We start from the raw sequence: 24,537 nt of genomic DNA, 5'->3' as shown, positions 1-24,537 counted from the left end.
GCGAATAGATTGTTATATTATTTGCCAAAAACTAAGAATATAATAATTATTGATGATGGATAGATTAAGCGTATAATTTTGAAGTCTTTTTCTGAACTGAATAGTTTAATTTTGTACAATTAAAAATAGTACAGAATATATGAATCTTACCACATTCAATTCCTTTAAAAGTAGAAATTTCAGATTGTTTTTTATGGGACAATCTGTATCTCTTTTAGGAACTTGGATGCAGAAAACGGCCGTAAGTTGGGTAATTTATAGCTTAACACAGTCAAAATTTATGTTAGGGGTTTCTGTATTTGCAACACTTTTTCCAACAGCTGTAGTTTCACTTTATGGAGGTGTCGTTGCCGATAGGTATAACAGACATACCGTATTGTTAATCACGCAAATTGTATCTTTAATACAAGCTGTGCTCTTAGCTTTTTCCATCATGTTTTTTGAAACACACGCAGTATGGATCATTATTATATTAAGTGCTGTTTTAGGAGTTATAAATGGTTTTGATGTGCCTGCCAGACAATCTTTAGTTCGAGAAATGGTAGATAATAAAGACGATTTACCCAATGCTTTAGCTTTAAATTCATCTATGGTAAATCTGTCTAAATTAATAGGGCCAGCATTGGCTGGATTTATTTTAGAATCTTTTGGAGACGATATTTGTTTTGCTTTAAATGCCGTGAGTTTTATACCTGTTATTGGGTCGTTATTATTAATGCGTTTACCTAAACAGGACATAAAACCAAAAGCAGATCGGAATATAAAATCAGAATTTAAAGAAGCCTTTTCGTATATATTAAATACTCCAGAAATTCATTCTGTACTTATTTTTACGGGTTTAATGAGCTTATTTGTCCTCTCTTATACCACGTTAACTCCTGCATTTGCGAAAGATGTGTTTAATGGTTCTGCTTCAACATTAGGTGTTATAGATGGTGTGATTGGGTTTGGAGCATTTATTGGTGCCATATTTTTAGCGTCTTTAAAACCAGGAACCGATTTAAGTAAAATTCTAGCTACAAATTCTCTAATTTTTGGAATCGGATTAATTTTATTTGCTGAAACTAATATCTTTTCCTTGGCTTTAATCTTTGCAGCTATTGGAGCATTTGGTATGATGTCTATACGTACCATCACCAATACAATTATTCAAGTAAATGCACCCAATCACTTTAGAGGGCGTGTTATTAGTATTTATATCATGTCGTTAACCGGTTTATTACCCATTGGAAGTTTAACAATCGGGAGTATATCACATTATATTGGGGTACAATCTACTGTATTAATCCAGGGGGGTTTAGCTATAATTATTACCTTGTTCTATGGCAAATATCTTAAAAAAGTAAAACTAAAAAAGAAAGCTTTAGCCATTTTAGAACAACAACCCGAACAAGGTTATGGCGTAAAATAACATAATTATGGTTTTATAGCTTTTAACGCAAAAACCATGGGGATTTTAGATTCTAAATGTTTTATTCTGAATTGTTTCGGACTCACCTCAATAGTATGACTAAAACAATCGTAAGGTGAATAATCAAATTCTTCAAAAGACTTTAATTGTAAATCATTCTGAAGCAAAGCACTAAGAACTTCTCCTAAACTATGATTCCATGTAATAGATTGTTGGGTAATATTGGCCTCTCTATTTGCATATGTACCAGTTTCGGTTTCAATAATAGCATCTGATTTAAAGTAACTATATGCTATAGTATCAAACGTATCGTTAAACATCCACACCACCGGATGAAATTCGACAAAAACAAATTCACCTTTAGGTTTTAAAAATCTAGAAATCAATTTTGCTCATTGCTCAATATCGGGCAGCCAGCCAATAGTTCCATAACTTGTGTAAACAATATCAAATGTATCATCAAGATAATTGGGTAATTCATACAAATCACAACAAATAAAAGTGGTATTTAATTCAAGTGTGTTGGCTAATTTTTTAGCATTTTTAATTGCAACATCAGATAAATCCACGCCTGTAACATGTGCTCCTAAACGAGCTAAAGACAAAGAATCTTGTCCAAAATGACATTGTAAATGCAATATTTTTTTACCTTTTACATCACCAAGTAAATCCAGTTCAATAGCATTTAAAGACGAGTTTCCGTTAATAAATCCTTCAACATCGTAGAAATCAGAAACTAAATGTGCTTCCGTTTTGGCATTCCAAGTGTCTTTGTTTACAGCTTTATAATCGTGTTCAGGATTCATAGACAGGTGGTGTTTCATATTGATTGCATGAACAAAATACATATAATTTTTAAAATGAAATTGATTTAGATGAGAATGAACGCATTATTTTGAATTTTCAGATTTAAAACCTTCAATTAAACTTCGGGTGACAAATACATTATATTTGTCAAAAATTTGAGCATTATTTTGAAAGATATATTACTGATAACTCCACCATTTACCCAATTAAATACACCATATCCAGCAACGGCGTATTTAAAAGGATTTCTAAATACAAAAGTCATTTCTTCATATCAAATGGACTTGGGAATTGAAGTGATTATAGAACTATTTTCAAAAAATGCATTTACCATGTTATTCGATTTCGCTTACGAGAATGATACCATTCAAAGTGTAAACGGTCAGCGTATTTATGCTTTAAAAGACGATTATTTGAAAGTGTTAGAACCTGTAGTCCGTTTTTTACAAGGAAAAAACACAACATTAGCGAGACAAATTTGTACCGATAATTTTCTACCTCAAGCCTCTAGATTTGATAATTTAGAAGACTTAAATTGGGCATTCGGAAATATGGGCATGCAAGATAGAGCCAAACACTTGGCAACCTTATTTCTTGAAGATTTATCAGATTTTATTATTGAATGTATAGACGATAATTTTGGGTTTAGTCGTTATGCAGAACGTTTGGGGATGAGTGCCAATTCGTTCGATGAATTGTACGAAAGCCTTCAGCAAGACCTCACGTTTATAGACGATATTACATTACAAATCCTTGAAGCCAAATTAGAAGAAATTCAACCTAAAATGGTTTGTTTATCTATACCTTTTCCAGGTAATTTATATAGTGCATTTCGTTGTGCTCAATTTATAAAGGAACACTTTCCTGATATTAAAATTGCTGTTGGTGGCGGATTTGCAAATACAGAATTACGTTCATTAAAAGATGTTCGTGTATTCGAATTTTTTGATTTCATCACGTTAGACGATGGCGAATTACCTGTAGAATTATTACACGATTTAATAGTCAATAATAAAGACACAAAAACCTTTAAATTTAAACGTACGCTGTTGTTAGAGAACAATGCAGTCGTGTATAAAAATGATAGTCCGCTGCCAGATTATAAACAAAGTGAAGTCGGCACACCGGATTATACAGATTTACTTTTAAGTGAGTATATTTCAGTGATTGAAATAGCAAATCCCATGCACAGTTTATGGAGTGACGGCCGTTGGAATAAGCTCACTATGGCGCATGGTTGCTATTGGGGAAAATGTACGTTTTGCGATATTTCTTTAGATTATATAAAAATATATGAACCTGTTGCAGCCAAAACTTTGGTTGATCGGATGGAAGAACTAATAGCGCAAACAGGAGATACTGGATTTCATTTTGTAGACGAAGCTGCACCGCCTTCATTAATGAAAGCATTAGCCTTAGAAATATTAAAACGTGACTTAACGTTAACGTGGTGGGCAAATATTCGTTTCGAGAAAAACTTCACTCAAGATTTATGTGTGTTGTTAAAAGCATCTGGATGTATTGCGGTTTCTGGTGGATTGGAAGTTGCATCAGACCGTTTATTGAAATTGATTGATAAAGGTGTTACGGTTGAACAAGTGGCACAAGTGACCAGAAATTTAACCGAAAGTAACATCATGGTGCATTCGTATTTAATGTACGGGTATCCAACACAAACCGAACAGGAAACTATAGATAGTTTAGAAATGGTCCGTCAGTTATTCGAAGTTGGCGTGTTGCAGTCTGGTTTTTGGCATCAGTTTGCGTTAACAGCGCATAGTCCAATTGGTTTAAATCCATCTGAATTTGGAGTGACTCCGCATTATAACGACATTACATTTGCAAATAATGATATCGCTTTTTCTGATGTCACAGGAATTGACCATTCAAAATTTAGTAACGGATTAAAAACATCATTATTCAATTATATGCACGGTATTGGTTTTGATTTACCGCTTCAAGATTGGTTCGATTTTAATGTTCCAGATACCACAATAGACTCAGAATGTATTTTTAATGCGTTACAAACAGAACCTAATTTCAATATAAAACCGACAGCTAAAATTGTATGGTTAGGGAAATCTCCATTTGTAGAAGAGTTATCTAAAACTAAAAAAGGAAATACGTATATCAGTTTAAAAATGACGTTTTACGATAAAACAGATGCGTTTCAAATTACAACACCGTTAGAAGAAGGCGAGTGGTTATTACAAACCTTAGAAGAGATTACACCAAATAGTGCGACTCAAAAATCTTTTAATATGCTGAAAAAGGATTTCGAATCGCAATTTGAAAATTTTGAATTGTTCTGGTTTTCAAAACCTATAAATACATTAAAAGAACATGGCTTATTGGTATTGTAACTATAGCATCCTAAACGATTACTCTCTTTTTTTTGAGATTTGCCGCTGCTGACTTTATGGAATTTTGGTTGGCCTATCGAAAATTTATCGTAAAATTTGAAGTGAAAGTATCGTAAAATTTAAAGCTGTTTGAGCTAAACGAAAGTATTTATATTATAGATTTTTAGTAGCGAGTTCTTTAAATTTAGATAGTGAACGAAAAATTTAGATAAAGGTTCGTAAGCCTAGATTTTTTTGGCTTGGTTTATCCAGAGCGAAGTCGAAGGATCTTTTTATCAATGAAAAAAATGAACATATAATATTATTTAGGACACGATTAGTGTTGTAAACATTTAAAATATAGACATAGCATTTTGCAATCCTATTGCATACAATAATTTGTATATTTGAATCGATGAAATTTTTAGCAGTCTTATTATCCGTTTACTTTTTAGCATTAAACTTTGCGCCTTGCGAAGATGATGCTTCAGTATGTGATGATTGTACTACTGAAGTTTCTCAACATTCAGATACTGATCACGATCATGGTGCTTCAGACGAATGTTCCCCGTTTTGCCAATGTCATTGTTGCCATATTCACGTGGTTCAGTTTAATTCTGTAGAGGTTAGCTTTACAGTTTTAGATATTTCAACAAAACAATTTCTTCATTTCGATAGTCTAGGTAAAGACTACAAACAAACGCTATTACAGCCACCTCGGGCATAATGTGTCCTGTTTTTACAGGGTTTTAGTACATAATTCTTAAACAAAATTTAAGAATACATCCTAATTTATAATCACATTATAACCCATTTTCTATGATTAATAAAATCATTGATTTTTCAATCCATAATAAATTCATTATTGGTTTGCTTACGCTTACCATAATTGGAGCAGGGATTTGGAGCTTAACCAAAGTGCCCATAGATGCTGTTCCAGATATTTCAAATAACCAAGTTCAAGTCATTACGCAGGCTCCTAATTTAGGAACCGAAGACATTGAGCAATTTGTAACCTATCCCGTAGAAGTTGCCATGAGTAACTTACCAAACGTACATGAAATTCGTTCGGTATCGCGTTTTGGTTTATCTGTCGTGACTATTGTTTTCGACGACGATATGGGAACCTATTTACCAAGACAATTAGTGTCTGAAAAACTGTCTGAAGTTAAAGAAGATATTCCCGAAGGTTTTGGTACGCCAACCATGGGACCAATAACTACCGGTTTAGGAGAAATCTATCAATATACCTTAAAAGTACAACCTGAATTTAAAGACCAATACTCTATTTCAGATTTACGAACCATGCAAGATTGGATTGTACAACGCCAAATGGCTATGGTGCCAGGTGTTGTTGAAGTAAATGCTATTGGTGGAAAAATTAAACAATACGAAGTTGCTGTAGATCCTTCAGAGTTAAATGCGATGGGATTATCTATCACCGATGTTTTTGAAGCTATAGAAGCTAATAACCAAAATACTGGAGGTGCGTATATTGAGAAAAATCATCAAGCGAATTTTATTCGTGGTGAAGGTTTAATTCGCAGTTTAGACGATATTAAAAACATTGTAGTTTCTCATACTCAAGGTGTACCAATTACTATTGGTTCTATTGCTGAAGTGAAATTCGGATCGGCTATTCGTTACGGCGCAATGACTCAAGATGGAGAAGGAGAAGTCGTGGGTGGATTGGTTATGATGTTAAAAGGAGCAAGTTCTAATGAGGTTATACAAGCTGTTAAAGCACGTATGAAACTCATTCAGAAATCACTTCCCGAAGGTGTCGACATTCAACCACTTTTAGACCGAAGTGTATTGATAGATAAAACAACATCTACTGTGAGTTTTAACTTAGTTGAAGGTGCATTAATCGTAATATTTGTGTTGATTTTCTTATTAGGAAATTGGCGTGGCGGTCTTATCGTGGCATCAACCATTCCGTTGTCTTTATTATTTGCATTTATACTGATGTATGTTTTCGATGTTTGGGCGAACCTTATGAGTTTAGGTGCGATAGATTTCGGAATTATAGTAGATGGTGCTGTTATTATTGTTGAAGCCACCGTTTTTGTATTCGCTGCTCAAATCCTGAAGAAAGGAAAACTTACTGCTGAAGATAGAGATAAGATTGCGTCTAAGTCTTCAAAGAAAATGATGAATGCTGCCTTCTTTGGTCAGTTAATTATTCTTATTGTATTTCTTCCTATTCTGGCATTAGAAGGTATTGAAGGGAAAATGTTTAAACCCATGGCATTAACCTTCATCTTCGCTATGATTGGAGCTATGATTTTGTGTTTAACATACGTCCCAATGATGTCGGCTTTAGTGCTTCGTGCTCCAAAATCTGATAAACTGTCTTATGGCGATAAATTTGTGCATTGGGTAGAGCGTAAATACCAACCGTTATTACATTCAGCTTTAAATAAAGGAAAATGGATTGTAGGGCTTGGTGTTTTACTTTTTGCACTTACTGTGTTTATGTTTACCAAAATGGGAGGTGAGTTTATTCCGCAGTTAGATGAAGGCGATATTGCGTTTCATGCCATTTTAAAACCAGGAAGTTCGTTAACAGAAACAGTTGAAACGACCACTAAAATTGAACAAATTGTAAAAGCTAAATTTCCAGAAGTCGATAAAGTGGTGAGTCGTATTGGTGTTGCCGAAATTCCTACAGATCCTATGCCAATGGATTTAGCCGATGTTATTGTTATTCTAAAACCTAAAAGCGAATGGGTGTCTGCACGTTCTAAAGACGAACTGATAGAAAAAATGAAAGAAGCGGTGCAAATTCTTCCTGGTGTAAATTATGAATTTACGCAACCTATGGAAATGCGTTTTAATGAATTGTTAGAAGGTGTGCGTGAAGATATTGCTATTAAATTATATGGTGAAGATATTTATATATTGTCTGAAAAGGCTGAAGAAGTAACCAAACTTATTGCAGGTATTGAAGGGATTGGCGATATGAAAGCTGAAGCGACCACAGGTTTACCACAGATGACGATTACGTATAACCGACAAAAATTAGCACAATACGGATTGCAAATAAATAACCTGAATACCATTGTGCAATCGGCCTTTGCAGGCGGAACAGCAGGAGTGATTTTTGAAGGTGAAAAACGTTTTGATGTTGTAGTGCGTTTACAAGAAAAAAACAGAACAGATATTACAGACGTTCAGAATTTGTTTATAAAATTACCTAATAATTCTCAAATTCCGTTAAAAGAAATTGCAGATATTTCTTATAAATCTGGACCGATGCAAATTAGTCGAGATAATACCAATCGTAGAACCTATGTTGGTGTGAATGTTCGTGGTCGCGATGTAAAATCTTTAGTCACAGAAATTCAAGCAAAGTTAGATGCCGAATTAAAATTACCTCCAGGATATTTTATCCGTTATGGTGGTGCATTCGAGAATTTAGAACGCGCGAGTTCACGATTACAAACTGTAGTTCCAATTGCTTTATTATTGATTTTCGTATTAATTTATTTCGCCTTAAAATCCTTCCCACAAACGCTCATGATTTATATCTCCATCCCGATGGCAACGATTGGTGGTGTCTTTGCGCTTTGGTTAAGAGATATGCCATTTAGTATTTCGGCAGGTGTAGGGTTCATTGTCCTCTTTGGAGTCGCCGTGCTAAACGGTTTGGTGATGATTAGTGGTTTAAACGAACTAAAAGATGAAGGTGTGATTAATTTAAAAGACCGCATTTTTGAAGGTACAAAACGTAGAATTCGCCCAATTATGCTTACCGCATTTACAGATGTATTAGGATTTTTGCCTATGGCAATTTCAGCATCTGCAGGAGCAGAAGTACAGCGTCCGTTAGCAACTGTCGTTATTGGTGGGTTATTAACATCAACCTTATTGACGCTATTTGTTCTGCCTATTTTATATCATTGGGTAGAAGAGCGTCAAGATAAAATCACCTTAAAACGTGCTATGGGACCAGCAATTGCTATGTTGGTGTTGTGTTTAGGGTTTCCTCAATTAGGGCACGCTCAACAAGTACCAAATCTAGGTCAGGAGATTTCTTTAGAAGATGCTGTAGCATTAGCGAAGACACAATATCCGTTATTAAAACAAAAAGCATTAGTGATAGATAAAGAGAAAGCGATAAAAAGTACGGCTTTCGATTTGGGAACGACTAAACTGTTTACTGGTGGAGAAGAACTTCGAGGAACAGAAGGTGTGTACACTACTATTAATATGTCTCAAAGTGAAATAGATGTATTTGGTATAGGTCCTAAAAAGCAGTTACAGAATCAGCGTATTTTGTTAGCCGAAAGCGGGTATAAATTGTCAGAGCTTCAATTAGCGCTAGAAGTTAAGAAAGCGTGGGTAAAAGCATATCAGACTAAAATGCAATATCATTTATATTCAGAATTAGATTCTATTTATACGAAGTTTGAAAAAGCTGTGGCTTTGAACTATGAAGTTGAAGCGATTTCTAGATTAGAATATTCGGCAGCAAAAAATCAGTTTTACCAAATTCAGAATAATAAATCAAAAGCATCAACCGCATATAGTATTGCACTGCAACAATTAAATTTGTGGTTAGCTTCAGATACGTTTTATACGGTTCCAGATACGTTTGATAGTCAAGACGACTTAATATCGGAATTAGACATTGAGAATCATCCAGCATATCAAGTTGCAGAATTATATGTTAAAGAGTCAGAAGCGCAATTAAGGGCCGCGAAAGCGAATAGTTTGCCAAAATTTAATTTACAAGGTGGTTTACAAAAAATAGACGGTAATTCTGGTTTTTACAGTTACCAAGCCGGTGTGTCTATTCCGTTTTTATCAGGAACTCATCGTGCAGATATTAAAACAGCAAAAATAGATAAAGAGATTGCAACGTCTAATGTGTTGTTAAGACAAGCGCAAGTGAAATCTGAATATACACAAGCGTTAGCACATTATAATCAATGGTCGCAATCTTGGGCATTTTACGATTCTAAAGTCTTACCCTTAGCCAAAGAACAACGCCAAGGTGCATTATTAGCGTATAAGGAAGGTGCTGTAGATTATAGCGGATTTTCTCAACTTATAAAAGAGGCGATTCAATCGGAATTAGATGCACAAGAAGCCCTTTTAAATTACTTCAATAGTTTATTCGAATTACAATATTTTAATCAGAATTAAGATGAAAAAAATTATATATATCGGTGTCTTTACACTTTTTACCAGTCTTTTAAGTTGCGGATCTAAAGACTCTAATAACGCACATAGTGATCATGAGACTTCAGAAGAACATCATGACGATCATGATGAACATGGAGATCATGAAGAAGCAGAAGGCGTGCACTTAAAACCTTCACAGTTTCAAGCACTACAAATGAAGGTAGATACTTTATCTAATCGTTTAATGAGTGGTTATGTTGAAGCTAACGGAACTCTAGAGGTTCCGCCACAAAATGAAGCAGCTTTAACGACTATAGTTGGGGCTAATATTGCTTCAATAGAAGTGATTGAAGGGGATGAAGTTAAAAAAGGACAAGTCGTTGCGTATTTATCGCACCCAAATATTATTAAAATGCAAACCGATTATTTAAATGCATATAGTAATAGCAATTATTTAAAGAAAAATTTCGAGCGTCAAAAAACATTATACGATTCAGGTGTAGGTTCTGGTGCTAATTTTCAGAAAGCAGAAGCAGAATATGATGCCTCTAAAGCTTTAGCAAACGGATTAGGAGCACAGTTACAATTATTGCACTTAAATCCGAAAAGCATTCAGAATGGTACCATTTTTCAGCGTGTAGGTTTACGTACACCAATTGAAGGTTTTGTGCAGAAAGTGAATGTAAAAACAGGGCAATATGTTGCTCCAGAAACAGAAGTGTTTGAAATTGTAAATACACATCACGTACATGCCGATTTAATGGTTTTTGAAAAAGACGTGCATTATGTTAAAAAAGGCCAAAATGTAAGGTTTACTGTGCAATCATTTCCTGATGACGAATTAATTGCCGAAATTTATTCAGTAAGTAAAACTTTTGAAGAGAATCCGAAAGCCGTTCATATGCATGCCGAGATTAAAAACGATAAAGGACATTTAATTCCAGGAATGTATATTAAAGGGAAAATTCAGATCAATGAATCAGAGACTTTAGCCATTCCTGAAGAAGCGATTTTTAAAGAAGGCGATAGCTTTTTTGTGTTTAAAGCAGAACAGGAAGCAGATGAATGGAAGTTTGAACCTATAGAAGTGATTCCTGGATCTAAAGATGGCAATTGGCAAGCCATTGCATTTTTAGAAGCACCGGATAAAACAACACAATTTGCTTTTAATAACGCCTATTATTTAAGTGCCGAAATGAAGAAAGCTAGTGCAGGACATCATCATTAATTAAAAAGAATTCCTCGAGGTTCAATCTCGAGGTTTCTATTGAAATTGTCATTCTCGGAAAGGAGGAATCTAATATATAGTTTATTTATTTTTGAATCTAACGTCTAAATGATACTAGCTTAATATCTTTAAGACTTATTTTTCGAGTATAGTTGGTTTCAAATAAACAGTAATTTTATGCAAGGAGTAGAAGCATTTTTAGAATCTAAAAGTATTCGAGTCACTGCGATGCGAATACTTATTTGTAATTTTTTATCAGATAAACATGAGGCTGTAGCGTTAAGCGATATCGAGCATGCATTCGATAAAGCAGATCGGACAACGTTATACCGCACCATTAAGACGTTTGAAGAAAAGGAAATTGTACATCAAATAGATGATGGAACAGGAGTAACTAAATATGCATTATGCGAGCCTAATTGCCATTGCGATTTAGATACAGATTTGCATCTTCACTTTCATTGTACACAATGTGGATCTACCATTTGCTTAACCGATCATAAAATTCCGAAAATTAAAGTCCCAAAAGGATTTATTGCAGAACATGTGAATTTAGTGGTTAAAGGCATTTGCGATAAATGTAGTATCAATTAATGCACTTCCATTGCATGAATTAATTGGTCATCTTTGAAGTATTATTAAGTTTAAATAAAAATAGATTTAAAGATGAGTGAAATACATACAGAGATAGACCAAGATAACGGACATTGTTGTGGTAGTGCTCACTGTCATACACAGGAATCTTCAGACAAAAATGTCTACCTGCCTGCTATAATTAGTTTTCTTTTATTAGCCATTGGCTTGGCTCTCGATTATTTTAATTTGCTTTTTTTTAAGAACCCAATTCGATTAATTTGGTTTACTGCAGCTTATATTCCGGTAGGGTTACCTGTATTGAAAACAAGTTGGGAAAGCATTAAACACGGCGAATTTTTTACAGAATTTTTTTTAATGACTATCGCTACTTTAGGTGCATTTGCTTTAGGTGAATATCCTGAAGGTGTAACTGTAATGTTGTTTTATTCTATTGGTGAATTGTTTCAAGATGCCGCAGTTAGTAAAGCGAGAGGAAATATTAAAGCCTTGTTAGATGTACGTCCTAAAGAAGCTATGGTGTTACGTCAAGGTAATTATAGTGCTGTAGCACCAGAAAATGTAAATATAGGAGAGACTATACAAGTTCGCGTAGGTGAGAAGGTCTCTTTAGACGGGGTATTGCTATCTACTAAAGCATCCCTAAATACAGCAGCTTTAACAGGAGAAAGTAAACCAGATACGATTTTAAAAGGAAAGGATGTTTTTGCTGGTAGTATTAATCTAAATGGTGTGATAGAGGTCAAGGTGACTAAACTATTTAAAGACAGTTCTATTTCTAAAATTTTAGATTTAGTCCAGAATGCCACTGCTAGAAAAGCTAAAACAGAATTGTTTATTCGCAAATTTGCTAAAGTATATACGCCAATTGTGGTGTATTTAGCCATAGCAATTACAGTGTTACCTTATTTCTTTGTGTTAGATTATGTATTTGGAGATTGGTTGTATCGTGCTCTGATTTTCTTAGTCATTTCTTGTCCGTGTGCGTTGGTTATTTCTATTCCGTTAGGCTATTTTGGCGGATTAGGAGCAGCATCTAAACACGGTATCTTATTTAAAGGTGCTTCGTTTTTAGAAGCTATGAGTAACATTAATACCGTAGTTATGGATAAGACCGGAACAGTGACCCAAGGTGTCTTCAAAATAAAAACCATTAAAACAGTTCAACTAAGTGAGCAAGAATTTATGGGATATGTTATGGCTATGGAGGCGAAATCTACGCATCCTATTGCAAAGGCTATACTATTATATAATACAGATACGAATATAGAAGCTACAGATATTAATGAAATTGCAGGAGAAGGGCTAAGCGGTATAGTAAATGCTAAAAGGATATTGGTTGGAAATGCAACGTTAATGAAATTGAATGCTATTGAAGTCTCTAATGAAATTGAAAGTATAGTAGAGTCTGTGGTTATTGTTGCTATAGACAATATGTTTGCGGGTTATATTGTAATTGCCGATGAGTTGAAAGTAGATGCTAAATCAACTATTTCTAAATTGAAAGCTGTTGGAATTTCTAAAATAAGAATGCTGTCTGGAGATAAAGATAGTATTACCCAGCAAGTCGCTTCAGAATTAAATATTACCGAAGCTAAAGGCGGTTTGTTACCAGAAGATAAACTGAATGACGTTGAAAACTTGAAGAAGAACAAAGGTGTAAAGGTTGCTTTTGTGGGAGATGGTATTAATGATGCACCTGTGCTTGCTACAAGTGATGTTGGTATTGCTATGGGCGGATTAGGAAGTGATGTGGCTATAGAAACGGCAGATGTTATTATTCAAAACGATCAGCCTTCAAAACTCGTTACAGCTATAAAAATTAGTAAGTCTACCAAAGCCATTGTTTGGCAGAATATAGCTTTAGCTTTTGGAGTGAAATTCATTGTGTTAATTCTTGGAGCATGCGGTCTGGCAACAATGTGGGAAGCAGTCTTTGCAGATGTTGGAGTGGCCTTTCTAGCTATTCTAAACGCTATTAGACTACAACGTATGCATTGGGATTAATTTCTATAAATTAATTAATAGTTTAATATTATATAATCTATTAAAGTCTATTCTAAAATAAATTATGCATGCATAATAAAATCTTTTATATTTGTTGTAACCGTTATTAAAAAATATGCAAACAAAACTAACCGAATTATTAAAAATTACACATCCTATTATTCAAGCCCCCATGTTTTTAGTCTCTAATGTAGCTATGGTTACTGCAGGTATGGAAAGTGGAATTGCTGGCTGTATTCCTGCTTTAAATTATAGAACATTACCAGAGTTAAAAGCAGCCATACAAGAATTAAAAGCAGCTAAAGTAGAAGGAGGTGCATTTGGTTTTAATTTGATAGTGAATAAATCTAATATAAAATACAAAGATCAGTTAGCGGTGTTGTGCGAAGTGGGTTGCGATTTTATTATTACATCTTTAGGTAGTCCGGAAGAAACAATTAATAAAGCTCATAAAGCAGGAATAAAAGTATTTTGCGATGTTACCGATTTAAGATTTGCTACAAAAGTAGAGTGTTTAGGTGCAGATGCTATAATTGCAGTAAATAATCAAGCTGGCGGACATAGAGGAGGTGATTCTCCCGAAGATTTGATAGAAGATTTAACGAAGCATTGTAATATTCCAGTGATTTCTGCAGGAGGTGTAGGCCGAAAAGCAGATGTGGATTATATGCTAGAATTAGGAGCATCTGGAGTTTCTGTTGGAAGTCCGTTTATTGCTTCTATAGAAGCAGGTGTTACTAACGAATATAAGCAAGCGTGTGTAGATTATGGTGCCAAAGATATAATAATGACCGAACGTATTTCGGGAACGCCATGTACGGTAATTAATACGCCTTATGTTCAGAAAACAGGAACTAGTCAGCCCTGGTACGAAAAACTGCTGAATAAAAACAAGAGTCTTAAAAAATGGGTGAAAATGTTGCGCTTTTCTATTGGTATGAAAGCGACAGAAAAAGCAGCAAAAGAAGTGACTTATAAAACAGTTTGGGTGGCTGGACCAAGTATAGAGTATACCACGTCTATATTACCAGTTAAAGCTATTGTGTCTAAATTAATAGATTAAGTTAGAAGGATTCATAAGTACTAAATACAGTTGTTTTTAATACATCCCATTCATCTTTTAAAATACCGTAAACACAGGTATTTCGTTTGTAGCCGTTTAATAAATAGATGTTTTTTCTAAGCGTGCCTTCTAAAGTACCGCCAATATGTTCAATCGCTTTACGGGAACGCATGTTACGTTCATCGGCTTTGAATTCAACTTTTTCAACCTTTAAATTTTCAAAAGCATATTTCAACATTAAGTATTTCATGTGTTTATTTAATCCTGTGCCCTGAAACTCGTAACCAATCCAAGTGGCTCCGATATCTAAGATTTTATTTCTAGCATCAATATTCATAAAACGTGTGCAACCAGCGTAAGTGTTTTTAGATTTATCAAATACAAGAAACGGAATACACGTTTTGTGGTAATAGCCATCTACGGCTGTTTGTACATAAGCTCTTAAGGCTTCTGGAGTTGAAATGTGAGAAGGAGAATATTGTACCAAATTATCCTGACTTGCAATAGCCGATACGTACTTATAATTACTTAAACCTAAAAGGGTGAGTTTTACACGACTATCTTCTAATTGTTGAATGTTCATAAAGAGGATGAATTTATCTGCAACACGTTTTGTACTTTTGCATTACTAAATATACGTTTTATATGAAACCAACAAAAGAAGATGTGCTAAAACAAGCGAATGCTGCTTGTAAAAACACCTTAATGGAAACGTTACAAATTGAAATTGTTGATTATACCGAAGATACACTGGTTGCTAAAATGCCTGTGAATTCTAGAGTACATCAGCCAGATGGCGTTTTACATGGCGGAGCAACTGCTGCTTTAGCCGAAAGTGTTGGTAGTTTTGCGTCTCATATTTTTTTAGATACAAATGAATTTTTTGTGCGTGGTTTAGAAATTACAGCGAATCATTTAAAGAGTGTTAAATCAGGATATGTGTATGCCACAGCTTCTTTTATTCATAAAGGCAGAACAACTCAACTTATGGATATTCGTGTAACCGATGATGATGATCAATTAATTTCGCTTTGTAAATTATCGACCATTACCTTACCTAAAAAGAAGTAAATGGATCAAGATAATTTTTTTGAATGTCTGAACGCTCAGTTTCAAGACGCTTTACCATTTGTAACGTATAGAAAACCGAATGAATCTCGGGTAAATGTATTATTTCAAAATGATGATACATTACATGAAACTAAAGATTTATCTGAAAGCGGATTTGTATTTGCACCTTTCGATGATACTTCTAAAATGATAGTTATGCCTTTAGAATATTCAGAATTGGACTATTGTGATGTGTTTGAAGGTGAAGTATTAGAATCTGCTAATTCTGGACTTGAATCTAATTCTGAACAAAAGGCAGCGTATATTAAGACTATCGAGCAAGCTATTTCGGCTATTGCACATTCGGATTTAAAAAAGATTGTATTATCTAGACCAGATTATGTATCTAAAGATAATCTTGACGTATTTGAAGTCTTTAAATGTTTATTGTCTACATACAAAACAGCATTTGTCTATTGTTGGTATCATCCAAAAATCGGACTTTGGTTAGGCGCAACACCAGAAACTTTATTAAAAACCGAAGGACAACGCATGTCTACCATGGCTTTGGCAGGAACACAAGTTTACAACGGTACTACAGATGTAACTTGGGGAACAAAAGAACAAGAAGAACAACAGTTTGTAACCGATTATATTGTGTCTAGCTTAGAAGCTGAGGTAGAACAGATTTCTGCATCAGAACGTCGTACCGTTAGAGCAGGAGGCTTATTGCATTTGCAAACCCAAATTTCTGCACGATTAAGAAAAGGACATTCCGGATTATTAGAAATTGTACGTGCTTTGCATCCTACACCTGCGGTTTGTGGTTTACCTAAAGCTGAAGCTAAAGCTTTTATTCTTGAACATGAAGGTTATAATCGTGAGTTTTACTCCGGATTTATGGGCGAATTACATTTTAAACAACGACAAACACGAAACACAAATCGTAGAAACGTTGAAAATAATGTGTATGCAACCGTGAAAACAGTAAGTAATTTGTATGTTAATTTACGTTGTATGCAGGTTTTAGCAAATAAAATCGCGTTGTATGTTGGTGGTGGAATTACTAAAGACTCTAATCCTGAAGCAGAATGGGAAGAAACGGTTAGTAAAACGTCTACCATGAAAAACATACTTTAATCATTTTATTTGAATTAGGCTTTTCGTATTTTTGATTCGCTAAGTTTTTAGAATGATATATCCAAAGATTCCGCTTGCGCAAACAGTGATACAACTGTGCAAAGCCAAAAATATTAAACATATTGTAATTTCTCCAGGAAGTAGAAATGCACCTTTAACAATAGGGTTTACACACGATCCGTTTTTTAAATGTTATAGTGTTGTAGACGAGCGTTCTGCTGCTTTTTTTGCGCTTGGTATCGCCCAGCAATTAAAAGAGCCTGTTGCCGTTGCGTGTACTTCTGGAAGTGCATTATTAAACTACTATCCCGCAATTTCTGAAGCCTATTTTAGTCATATTCCATTAGTGGTGTTGTCTGCAGATCGTCCAGAACATATGGTTGGTATTGGAGATGGTCAGACCATCAATCAGCAAAACGTATTTAAAAATCATATTTTATATTCTGCTAATTTAAAATTAGACGTACAAGATCTTCAACATCATGATTTAAACCATGTGTTAAAAACTTTAGAACATAAGTTAGAAGAAGTATTACATATTCAAAAATATGTGCAAGACATTAATGAAACAGAGCTTAATACAGCATTAAATATTGCCAAAGAAAAACAAGGTCCTGTTCATATAAATATTCCGTTTAACGAACCTTTGTACAATCGTGTAGAGGAGTTATCTGTGCATCCTATTGTAATTAATCCAGAGCCAAAATCTTTAAAAGTAGATTTTGAAACCATAGAATTCTGTGCAGACGATTGGGATATTGCAGAACGTAAAATGATTCTTGTAGGTGTAAATGGTCCTAACGAAATAGAACAACAGTATTTAGATATTTTGGCGGAAGATGATAGTGTTGTGGTTTTTACAGAAAGCACCTCTAACATACATAATCAGGAATTTTTTCCAAGTATAGATAAAATAATTACACCTTTAAACGAAGAAGAATTTAAAGCTTTACAGCCAGATATTTTATTAACCTTTGGTGGTTTAATTGTATCTAAACGTATAAAAGCATTTTTAAGAAACTACCAACCAAAACAACATTGGCATGTAGGTACTCATAAAGCTAACGATACATTCTTTTGTTTAAGTAAACACATTAAAACCACACCTAATCAGTTTTTTAGTCAGTTATTAAAACGTACAACTGTTTTAGATAGTGGTTATAAGACGTATTGGAGTGAGGTACAAATGTTACGTAGTGTAAAACATGGATCGTATTTAAAAAACAGTGTATTTAGTGACTTTAAAGTTTTTGATGTGATTTTTAAAACACTAAGAAAAAACTCTGTTTTACAACTGGGAAATAGTTCGACTATTCGTTATTCGCAATTGTTTCGTTTGCCTTATAATGTTGAGGTATTCTGTAATCGCGGTACTAGCGGAATAGATGGAAGTACATCTACAGCTATTGGTTGTTCGGTTGCAAGTAACAAACCAACGACTCTTATTTCTGGAGACTTAAGTTTCTTTTACGACAGTAATGCCTTATGGAATAATTATATTCCAGCAGATTTTAGAATTATTGTAATTAATAATGAAGGTGGCGGTATTTTTAGAATTTTACCAGGCGATAAAAACACAGATAATTTTGATTATTATTTTGAAACCAAGCATCATTTAACAGCGAAGCAATTGGCAGAGATGTATAAATTCGAGTATCAAACAGCTTCAAATGAAAACGAATTAATTTCAGAATTAGATACGTTTTATTTAGAATCTACATCACCTAAATTATTAGAAATTTTCACACCATCAACACTAAACGATACTGTTTTAATAGATTATTTTAAAGCTTTAAAATAATTGTATTTGGCAGCATTAACTTTTAATAAATACAACAACTAATATTATTACCTTTGCGGCATGATACAATTAGGAGAATACAACACATTAACCATTTTACGCGATACCGAACCAGGATTGTTTTTAGGAGACGACGAAGATAACGATGTCTTATTACCAAACCGTTATGTTCCAGAATCTTTCGAGATTGGAGACGATATCGAAGTTTTTGTGTATTTAGATAATGAAGAGCGCATCATTGCTACTACAGATAAACCATATATTATTAAAGGCGATTTTGCCTTATTACGCTGTAATCAAACAAACGATTATGGAGCATTTTTAGATTGGGGATTAGTAAAAGAATTATTTTGCCCATTTAAAGAACAAGCTTTTAAAATGAAAAAAGGAGGCTGGTATTTAGTATATTGTTACGAAGACGAGAAAAGTAATCGTTTGGTAGCATCTAGTAAAACCAACCATCATTTAAGTAATAAAGAATTAACTGTAGAACCTTTTCAAGAAGTAGACTTAATTGTTTCGCATCCTTCTGAAATTGGTATGAATGTTATTGTGAACAAAATTCACAGTGGTCTTATTTTTAAAGACGATATTTTTCAAGACTTAAGTGTTGGAGATCGATTAAAAGGAATCGTGAAGAAAGTACGTCCTGATAATAAGTTAGATATTATTTTAGGTAAAATTGGGTATAGAAGTATCGAGCCTAATGCCGATATTATTATGAAGGAATTAGAAGATAATAGCGGTTATCTTAATTTAACCGATAAATCTGCTCCTGAAGCCATTAAAGACACCTTACAAATGAGTAAAAAGAACTTTAAGAAAGCAGTAGGAACATTGTACAAAAAACGCTTAATAGAAATTAAAGAAGATGGTATTTATCTTGTTTAGATTTTTAAATTATAATTAAATAAAAAAGCCTCAAACTATTATGTTTGAGGCTTTTTTTATGATTTTAAGCTGTTCTAATTAGATACTTAAATCCTTTTTAACAGATCTAGATAATGCATCTTTATTAACCATTATAGAGATTGTTTTTAACTTAAAGTAAGCTTCACTCATGTAAATATACCCATCATTAGATACTGTGTTAGAATTTCCTCCCCAAGAGTTTTTAACTTTGTAGTATGTGTTTCCTTTTTGATCTTCAACTAAACCAATAATATGCATTAAGTGATCGTCTGTAGTATCAAAATTTTCAAATTCTTTCTGGCGGTACTCTGGAGTTACTTTTAATTCCTTTTCAATAGATTTTAAAGCAGAATCGTAATCCTTTTCGTCTTTAGGCATTACAGCTATTCCGTATTTAGAAGAGAACGTTTTTTCACTAACATCGCAATCTAATGCAATTGTAAATCCGTTTTTAAGTGCATCATTCGTAATGTCTACTAATTCATCTAATTCAACATTATAAAAACTTCCGTTAGAAAAGTTATCAGGAACATCTAATATAAAAGAGCTGTTGTATGGTTTATGTGTAAAAGATGTAATGGTTACATAATTACTAGCTTTTAAACCTGTCATTTCAAGAAAAGATTGTGGGGTGTAAGAGACACCTTCGTAAGTAAAATTAGTAACTACTTTTCCTAAGTTATCGTCTAATACTTCAGAAACATCTGTTTTCCAATCTCCATCGTAAGTTTTAGGGTTTTTAATATAGGTATCTAAAATTGTTTTTAATTCTCCAACAATTTGAGAGTGATCGTATGTTTTCTGACGTTTTAGTAACCCTGTATAGACTTCAACAGGAACTAATCCGAAATCATTCATACTATTAATTACATCGTGTGCCAATCCGCCTTCGCTAAATTGTGCTTTACCTTGGCGCATCACATAATTCCAAGATTTTACAGGATACGTTTCCCTAACGTTATACATTTCAGATAAATCGATATGTTTATTCGTGGTTCTTAAAATTTCACTTTCAAGAAAAGATGTTGTAGAAAAGCTCCAACATGTTCCAGTATTACCTTGACTTAAAACATCTAGAGCGCCTAAATCTATCTTTGTTTCAAATTTGTAAGACTGTGCAATACTACTAGCAGTAAACGCTAATAGTAATAAGAAAATACTATATTTTTTCATTATGAAGTAAGGGTTTATGTAAAATGATTTATTTTTGGCTAAAATAAGAAAAATGGAACAAGCAAATTGGGTAACTGTCAAAGAATACGAAGACATTACCTATAAAAAATGTAATGGTGTCGCTCGTATCGCATTTAACCGGCCAGATATACGAAATGCGTTTAGACCAAAAACCACGAGTGAATTATACGAAGCATTTTACGATGCGAATGAAGATGTAAATATTGGAGCCGTTTTATTATCTGCAGAAGGCCCGTCTTCTAAAGATGGTGTGTATTCGTTTTGTAGTGGAGGAGACCAAAACGCAAGAGGAAAACAAGGTTATGTTGGCGAAGATGGTTATCACCGTTTAAATATATTAGAAGTACAACGTTTAATACGTTTTATGCCAAAAGTTGTTATTGCAGTCGTTCCGGGCTGGGCAGTTGGTGGCGGACATTCTTTACATGTGATTTGCGATTTAACATTAGCGAGTAAAGAACATGCTATTTTTAAGCAAACAGATGCAGATGTTACTAGTTTTGATGCTGGTTACGGTTCTGCATACTTAGCTAAAATGGTTGGTCAGAAAAAAGCACGTGAGATTTTCTTTTTAGGACGTAATTATAACGCTCAGGAAGCTTACGATATGGGGATGGTAAATGCCGTAGTGCCACATGCAGAATTAGAAGCTACAGCTTACGAGTGGGCTCAGGAAATCTTAGCAAAATCACCTACATCTATTAAAATGTTGAAATTCGCTATGAATTTAACAGACGATGGTATGGTTGGACAACAAGTTTTTGCGGGTGAAGTAACACGTTTGGCTTACATGACAGATGAAGCAAAAGAAGGTAGAAATGCATTCTTGGAAAAACGTCAGCCTAACTTCGAGAAAAAATGGATTCCATAATAGCTAACTATGAATAATTTTTCAAAATGGATTTCGGCTATGCGTTTACGTACCTTGCCGTTATCTATTTCCGGTATTATTGTGGGAGGCTGTTTAGCGGCATTTAGTGGTTTTTTTAATCCGTTAATTTTTGCTTTAGCCATACTCACTACATTAAGTTTACAAATTTTATCTAACCTAGCAAACGATTATGGAGACGGTGTAAAAGGAACCGATAATATAGATCGTATTGGGCCAATGCGAGCTCTTCAAAGCGGAGATATTACAGCTAAGCAAATGTTATCTGCAATTAAGTTAAATGTAGTTATTGCTCTTGTTTTTGCTATAACTTTAATTTGGGTTTCTTTTGGAGCTGCAAACTTTTTTATGTCAATTTTCTTCTTTGTTTTAGGTATTGCTTGTGTAGTAGCAGCTATAAAATACACTGTTGGAAACTCTGCTTATGGATATAAAGGACTAGGTGATGTGTTTGTTTTTATATTTTTCGGATTAGTCAGTGTAATAGGTTCTTATGTGCTTTTTATTAAACAAATAGATTACATTGTTTTTTTGCCTGCAATTGCTGTAGGGATGTTAAGTTCGGGTGTTTTAAATTTGAATAATATGCGCGATATTTTATCAGATGCAAAATCTAATAAAAATACGTTAGTCGTAAAATTGGGTTCTAAAAAGGCTAAATACTATCATTACTTTCTAGTTGGAGGCGCTATGGTTATAATGGCTGTATTTGGAATTATATATTACTCATCGCCTTTAAATTTAATGTTTCTTGTTGTATTTATTCCGTTAACAAAACACCTTATTACGGTGTATAAAAACGATATACCTAAAGACTTAGATCCAGAATTAAAGAAACTTGCTTTAAGTACGTTTTTCTTGTCATTATTATTAGGATTAGGATATGTATTATAATATAATCCCCCTTTAAGAGTGTTAAAAAAAGTTAAGTTAGAAACTTATAAGAAGCACGCATTATTTTATTTTGTACTTTTATGTTGTTGATATTTTTTATCAATAGTAAGCTTAAATTAACTTTATTTTTGGGGACAAAAAAACTCAGACAAATTTTAGATATGTCTGAGTTTTTTTAATTTAATTTTTAAATTATTACTTATGAAAATTACATTTTACGGTCATGCTAGTTTGGGAATAGAAGTAGATGATGTATCCATTTTGATAGATCCTTTTATTTCTCCAAATGAAAAAGCATCGCACATAGACATAGAAGCGCTTAAAGCAGATTATATTTTATTAACGCATGCACATGAAGACCATGTGGCAGATGTAGAGGCTATTGCAAAGCGTACTAATGCCGTCATTATATCTAATGCCGAAATTGTATCGTATTACAGTAACAAAGGTTTAGAAGGTCACCCAATGAATCATGGTGGTAAATGGGATTTCGAATTCGGAACCGTTAAATATGTAAACGCTATACATTCTTCTAGTTTTGCAGATGGTTCTAACGGTGGTAATCCAGGCGGATTTGTAATAGAAGGCGAACGTAAAAACATATATATTGCTGGAGACACTGCTTTAACCTACGATATGAAGCTAATCCCGAAGCAAACAAAATTAGACTTAGCAATTCTACCTATAGGAGATAATTTTACAATGGGAATAGATGATGCACTTATAGCTAGTGATTTTGTAGCATGCGATAAAATTCTAGGATATCATTTTGATACATTTGGCTATATTGAAATAGATCATGAAGAAGCTAAACGCAAGTTTTTCGATAAAGACAAAGATTTAATGCTTCTAGAAATCGGAGAGAGTATAGAATTGTAACTCTTTTTTAAAGATATTATAAGGGCCTTAAAAGATTTGTTTTAGAATTTTTTAAGGCTTTTTTATGACTTTTTAGCACGTTGTTGTTACCTGAATTGAGAAAATAATTAACTATTTTTGAGCATATGATTTCAGCAACGTATTACAAATACATTTTAAATTTTAAAAACCCTAGCGGAACGTCTAGAGGTATGCTTACAACCAAGGAAACTTGGTTTATTCATTTAGTAGAACACGGAAAAAAAGGAGTAGGAGAGTGTGGCGTTTTTAGAGGTTTATCTGCCGACGATAGACCCGATTACGAAGAAAAACTACAATGGGTTTGCCAGAATATTAATTTAGGCTTAAACAGGTTGTTAATAGCGTTAATTGAATTTCCTAGTATTCAATTTGGATTGGAAATGGCGTTTAAATCGTTAGCAGGCGAAAATCCTTTTACATTATTCCCTTCAAAATTTACAGCAAGCACAGATGCCATTCCTATTAATGGTTTAATTTGGATGGGAAGCGAAACCTTCATGAAGTCTCAAATTAAGGATAAACTGGAAGCTGGTTTTAATTGCATTAAAATGAAAATTGGAGCTATAGATTTTCAAACGGAAGTAGATTTACTAAAATCCATTCGGAATGAATTTTCTGCTTCAGAAATAGAACTACGCGTAGATGCTAATGGCGCTTTTAAACCCAAAGAAGCTTTAGAAAAACTAAAAATATTATCAGATTTTAATTTACACTCTATAGAACAGCCCATAAAAGCTGGTCAATTAGAAGAAATGATGCGTTTATGCCAATCTACACCTTTACCAATTGCTTTAGACGAAGAATTAATTGGTGTGTTTAATCAAGCAGATAAAGAAGCGCTTTTAAACCAGATAAATCCGCAATACATTATTTTAAAACCAAGTTTAGTTGGTGGTTTTCAGGGAAGTGATTCTTGGATTTCATTGGCAGAAAATAAAAATATTGGTTGGTGGATTACAAGTGCTTTAGAAAGTAATGTAGGTTTAAATGCTATAGCACAATACACGTATATGCTTAATAGTAGTTTGCCTCAAGGTTTAGGAACGGGAGGTTTATATACCAATAATTTTGATTCGCCTTTAGAAGTGATAAACGGAACTTTACAATATAATATTAACACAAATTGGAACTATAATTTATAAATAAAACATGTATATAAGTCAAGCATATAA

The 24,537-nt window shown here is 33.7% G+C and carries 20 protein-coding genes; 16 read left to right on the top strand and 4 right to left on the bottom strand.

Annotated features, from left to right (window positions below; all coding sequences use genetic code 11):
* The first annotated feature begins 139 nt into the window (after window positions 1-139).
* Window positions 140-1,411, top strand: a complete 1,272-nt coding sequence (locus GQR95_RS12815; protein ID WP_159023531.1) for an MFS transporter — start codon at window positions 140-142, stop codon at window positions 1,409-1,411.
* 5 nt (window positions 1,412-1,416) lie between these two features.
* Here GQR95_RS12815 and GQR95_RS17140 read toward each other — a convergent pair whose 3' ends face one another.
* Complete coding sequence (locus tag GQR95_RS17140) at window positions 1,417-1,797, bottom strand: hypothetical protein (protein ID WP_370514490.1); 381 nt, start codon at window positions 1,795-1,797, stop codon at window positions 1,417-1,419.
* A gap of 6 nt (window positions 1,798-1,803) precedes the next feature.
* Entirely contained in the window at window positions 1,804-2,217 is a 414-nt protein-coding gene (locus GQR95_RS17135) for a class I SAM-dependent methyltransferase (protein ID WP_370514489.1), read from the bottom strand.
* A gap of 168 nt (window positions 2,218-2,385) precedes the next feature.
* On the opposite strand from GQR95_RS17135, the gene GQR95_RS12805 reads away from it, so the two are divergent.
* The 7 genes from GQR95_RS12805 to GQR95_RS12775 all read left to right on the top strand — a co-directional run bounded on the left by GQR95_RS12805 (window position 2,386) and on the right by GQR95_RS12775 (window position 14,585).
* The gene (locus GQR95_RS12805; RefSeq protein ID WP_159023530.1) at window positions 2,386-4,581 is read left to right on the top strand and encodes a radical SAM protein; all 2,196 of its coding nucleotides are present in this window, start codon (window positions 2,386-2,388) and stop codon (window positions 4,579-4,581) included.
* A 394-nt stretch (window positions 4,582-4,975) separates the two neighbouring features.
* Entirely contained in the window at window positions 4,976-5,287 is a 312-nt protein-coding gene (locus tag GQR95_RS12800) for a DUF6660 family protein (RefSeq protein WP_159023529.1), read from the top strand.
* 92 nt (window positions 5,288-5,379) lie between these two features.
* A complete protein-coding gene (locus tag GQR95_RS12795) occupies window positions 5,380-9,714 on the top strand; it encodes a CusA/CzcA family heavy metal efflux RND transporter (protein ID WP_159023528.1) in 4,335 nt (1,444 codons plus the stop codon).
* 1 nt (window position 9,715) lies between these two features.
* Entirely contained in the window at window positions 9,716-10,921 is a 1,206-nt protein-coding gene (locus GQR95_RS12790; RefSeq protein ID WP_159023527.1) for an efflux RND transporter periplasmic adaptor subunit, read from the top strand.
* 177 nt (window positions 10,922-11,098) lie between these two features.
* On the top strand, window positions 11,099-11,515 hold the full coding sequence (locus GQR95_RS12785) for a Fur family transcriptional regulator (protein ID WP_159023526.1): 417 nt from the start codon (window positions 11,099-11,101) through the stop codon (window positions 11,513-11,515).
* Between the two features lie 72 nt (window positions 11,516-11,587).
* Window positions 11,588-13,522 carry a heavy metal translocating P-type ATPase gene (locus tag GQR95_RS12780; RefSeq protein WP_159023525.1) on the top strand — a complete coding sequence of 645 codons (1,935 nt, stop codon included), beginning with the start codon at window positions 11,588-11,590 and terminating at the stop codon, window positions 13,520-13,522.
* 115 nt (window positions 13,523-13,637) lie between these two features.
* The gene (locus GQR95_RS12775; RefSeq protein ID WP_159023524.1) at window positions 13,638-14,585 is read left to right on the top strand and encodes a nitronate monooxygenase family protein; all 948 of its coding nucleotides are present in this window, start codon (window positions 13,638-13,640) and stop codon (window positions 14,583-14,585) included.
* Between the two features lies 1 nt (window position 14,586).
* Here the strand turns inward: GQR95_RS12775 and GQR95_RS12770 are convergent, their stop codons facing one another.
* On the bottom strand, window positions 14,587-15,168 hold the full coding sequence (locus GQR95_RS12770; RefSeq protein ID WP_159023523.1) for a GNAT family N-acetyltransferase: 582 nt from the start codon (window positions 15,166-15,168) through the stop codon (window positions 14,587-14,589).
* 62 nt (window positions 15,169-15,230) lie between these two features.
* On the opposite strand from GQR95_RS12770, the gene GQR95_RS12765 reads away from it, so the two are divergent.
* Genes GQR95_RS12765 through GQR95_RS12750 form a run of 4 tightly spaced genes read left to right on the top strand, consistent with a single transcriptional unit; the run spans window position 15,231 to window position 19,467 of the window.
* Entirely contained in the window at window positions 15,231-15,656 is a 426-nt protein-coding gene (locus GQR95_RS12765; protein WP_159023522.1) for a PaaI family thioesterase, read from the top strand.
* Window positions 15,657-16,775 (top strand): chorismate-binding protein, encoded by a 1,119-nt coding sequence (locus GQR95_RS12760; RefSeq protein ID WP_159023521.1) that lies wholly within the window; start codon window positions 15,657-15,659, stop codon window positions 16,773-16,775. It abuts the gene before it with no gap.
* Window positions 16,776-16,827: 52 nt separating this feature from the next.
* Window positions 16,828-18,576: a 2-succinyl-5-enolpyruvyl-6-hydroxy-3-cyclohexene-1-carboxylic-acid synthase gene (menD, locus tag GQR95_RS12755; protein ID WP_159023520.1), complete on the top strand. Its 1,749-nt coding sequence runs from the start codon at window positions 16,828-16,830 to the stop codon at window positions 18,574-18,576.
* A gap of 60 nt (window positions 18,577-18,636) precedes the next feature.
* On the top strand, window positions 18,637-19,467 hold the full coding sequence (locus GQR95_RS12750) for a S1 RNA-binding domain-containing protein (RefSeq protein WP_159023519.1): 831 nt from the start codon (window positions 18,637-18,639) through the stop codon (window positions 19,465-19,467).
* A gap of 78 nt (window positions 19,468-19,545) precedes the next feature.
* On the opposite strand, the gene GQR95_RS12745 is transcribed toward GQR95_RS12750, so the two are convergent.
* A complete protein-coding gene (locus tag GQR95_RS12745) occupies window positions 19,546-20,661 on the bottom strand; it encodes a C1 family peptidase (RefSeq protein ID WP_159023518.1) in 1,116 nt (371 codons plus the stop codon).
* Window positions 20,662-20,713: 52 nt separating this feature from the next.
* On the opposite strand from GQR95_RS12745, the gene GQR95_RS12740 reads away from it, so the two are divergent.
* The 4 genes from GQR95_RS12740 (at window position 20,714) to GQR95_RS12725 (ending at window position 24,507) form a co-directional block, all read left to right on the top strand.
* The gene (locus GQR95_RS12740; protein ID WP_159023517.1) at window positions 20,714-21,553 is read left to right on the top strand and encodes a 1,4-dihydroxy-2-naphthoyl-CoA synthase; all 840 of its coding nucleotides are present in this window, start codon (window positions 20,714-20,716) and stop codon (window positions 21,551-21,553) included.
* Between the two features lie 9 nt (window positions 21,554-21,562).
* Complete coding sequence (gene menA, locus GQR95_RS12735) at window positions 21,563-22,465, top strand: 1,4-dihydroxy-2-naphthoate octaprenyltransferase (RefSeq protein ID WP_159023516.1); 903 nt, start codon at window positions 21,563-21,565, stop codon at window positions 22,463-22,465.
* Between the two features lie 201 nt (window positions 22,466-22,666).
* A complete protein-coding gene (locus GQR95_RS12730) occupies window positions 22,667-23,344 on the top strand; it encodes a metal-dependent hydrolase (protein ID WP_159023515.1) in 678 nt (225 codons plus the stop codon).
* Between the two features lie 125 nt (window positions 23,345-23,469).
* Complete coding sequence (locus GQR95_RS12725) at window positions 23,470-24,507, top strand: o-succinylbenzoate synthase (RefSeq protein ID WP_159023514.1); 1,038 nt, start codon at window positions 23,470-23,472, stop codon at window positions 24,505-24,507.
* The last annotated feature ends 30 nt before the right edge of the window (window positions 24,508-24,537 follow it).

Origin of the sequence: Formosa sp. L2A11, from assembly GCF_009796865.1 — a bacterium.
Lineage (GTDB): Bacteria > Bacteroidota > Bacteroidia > Flavobacteriales > Flavobacteriaceae > Formosa.
Note: the sequence above shows the minus strand (reverse complement) of the source record. Positions and strands in the feature narration are given on the sequence as shown.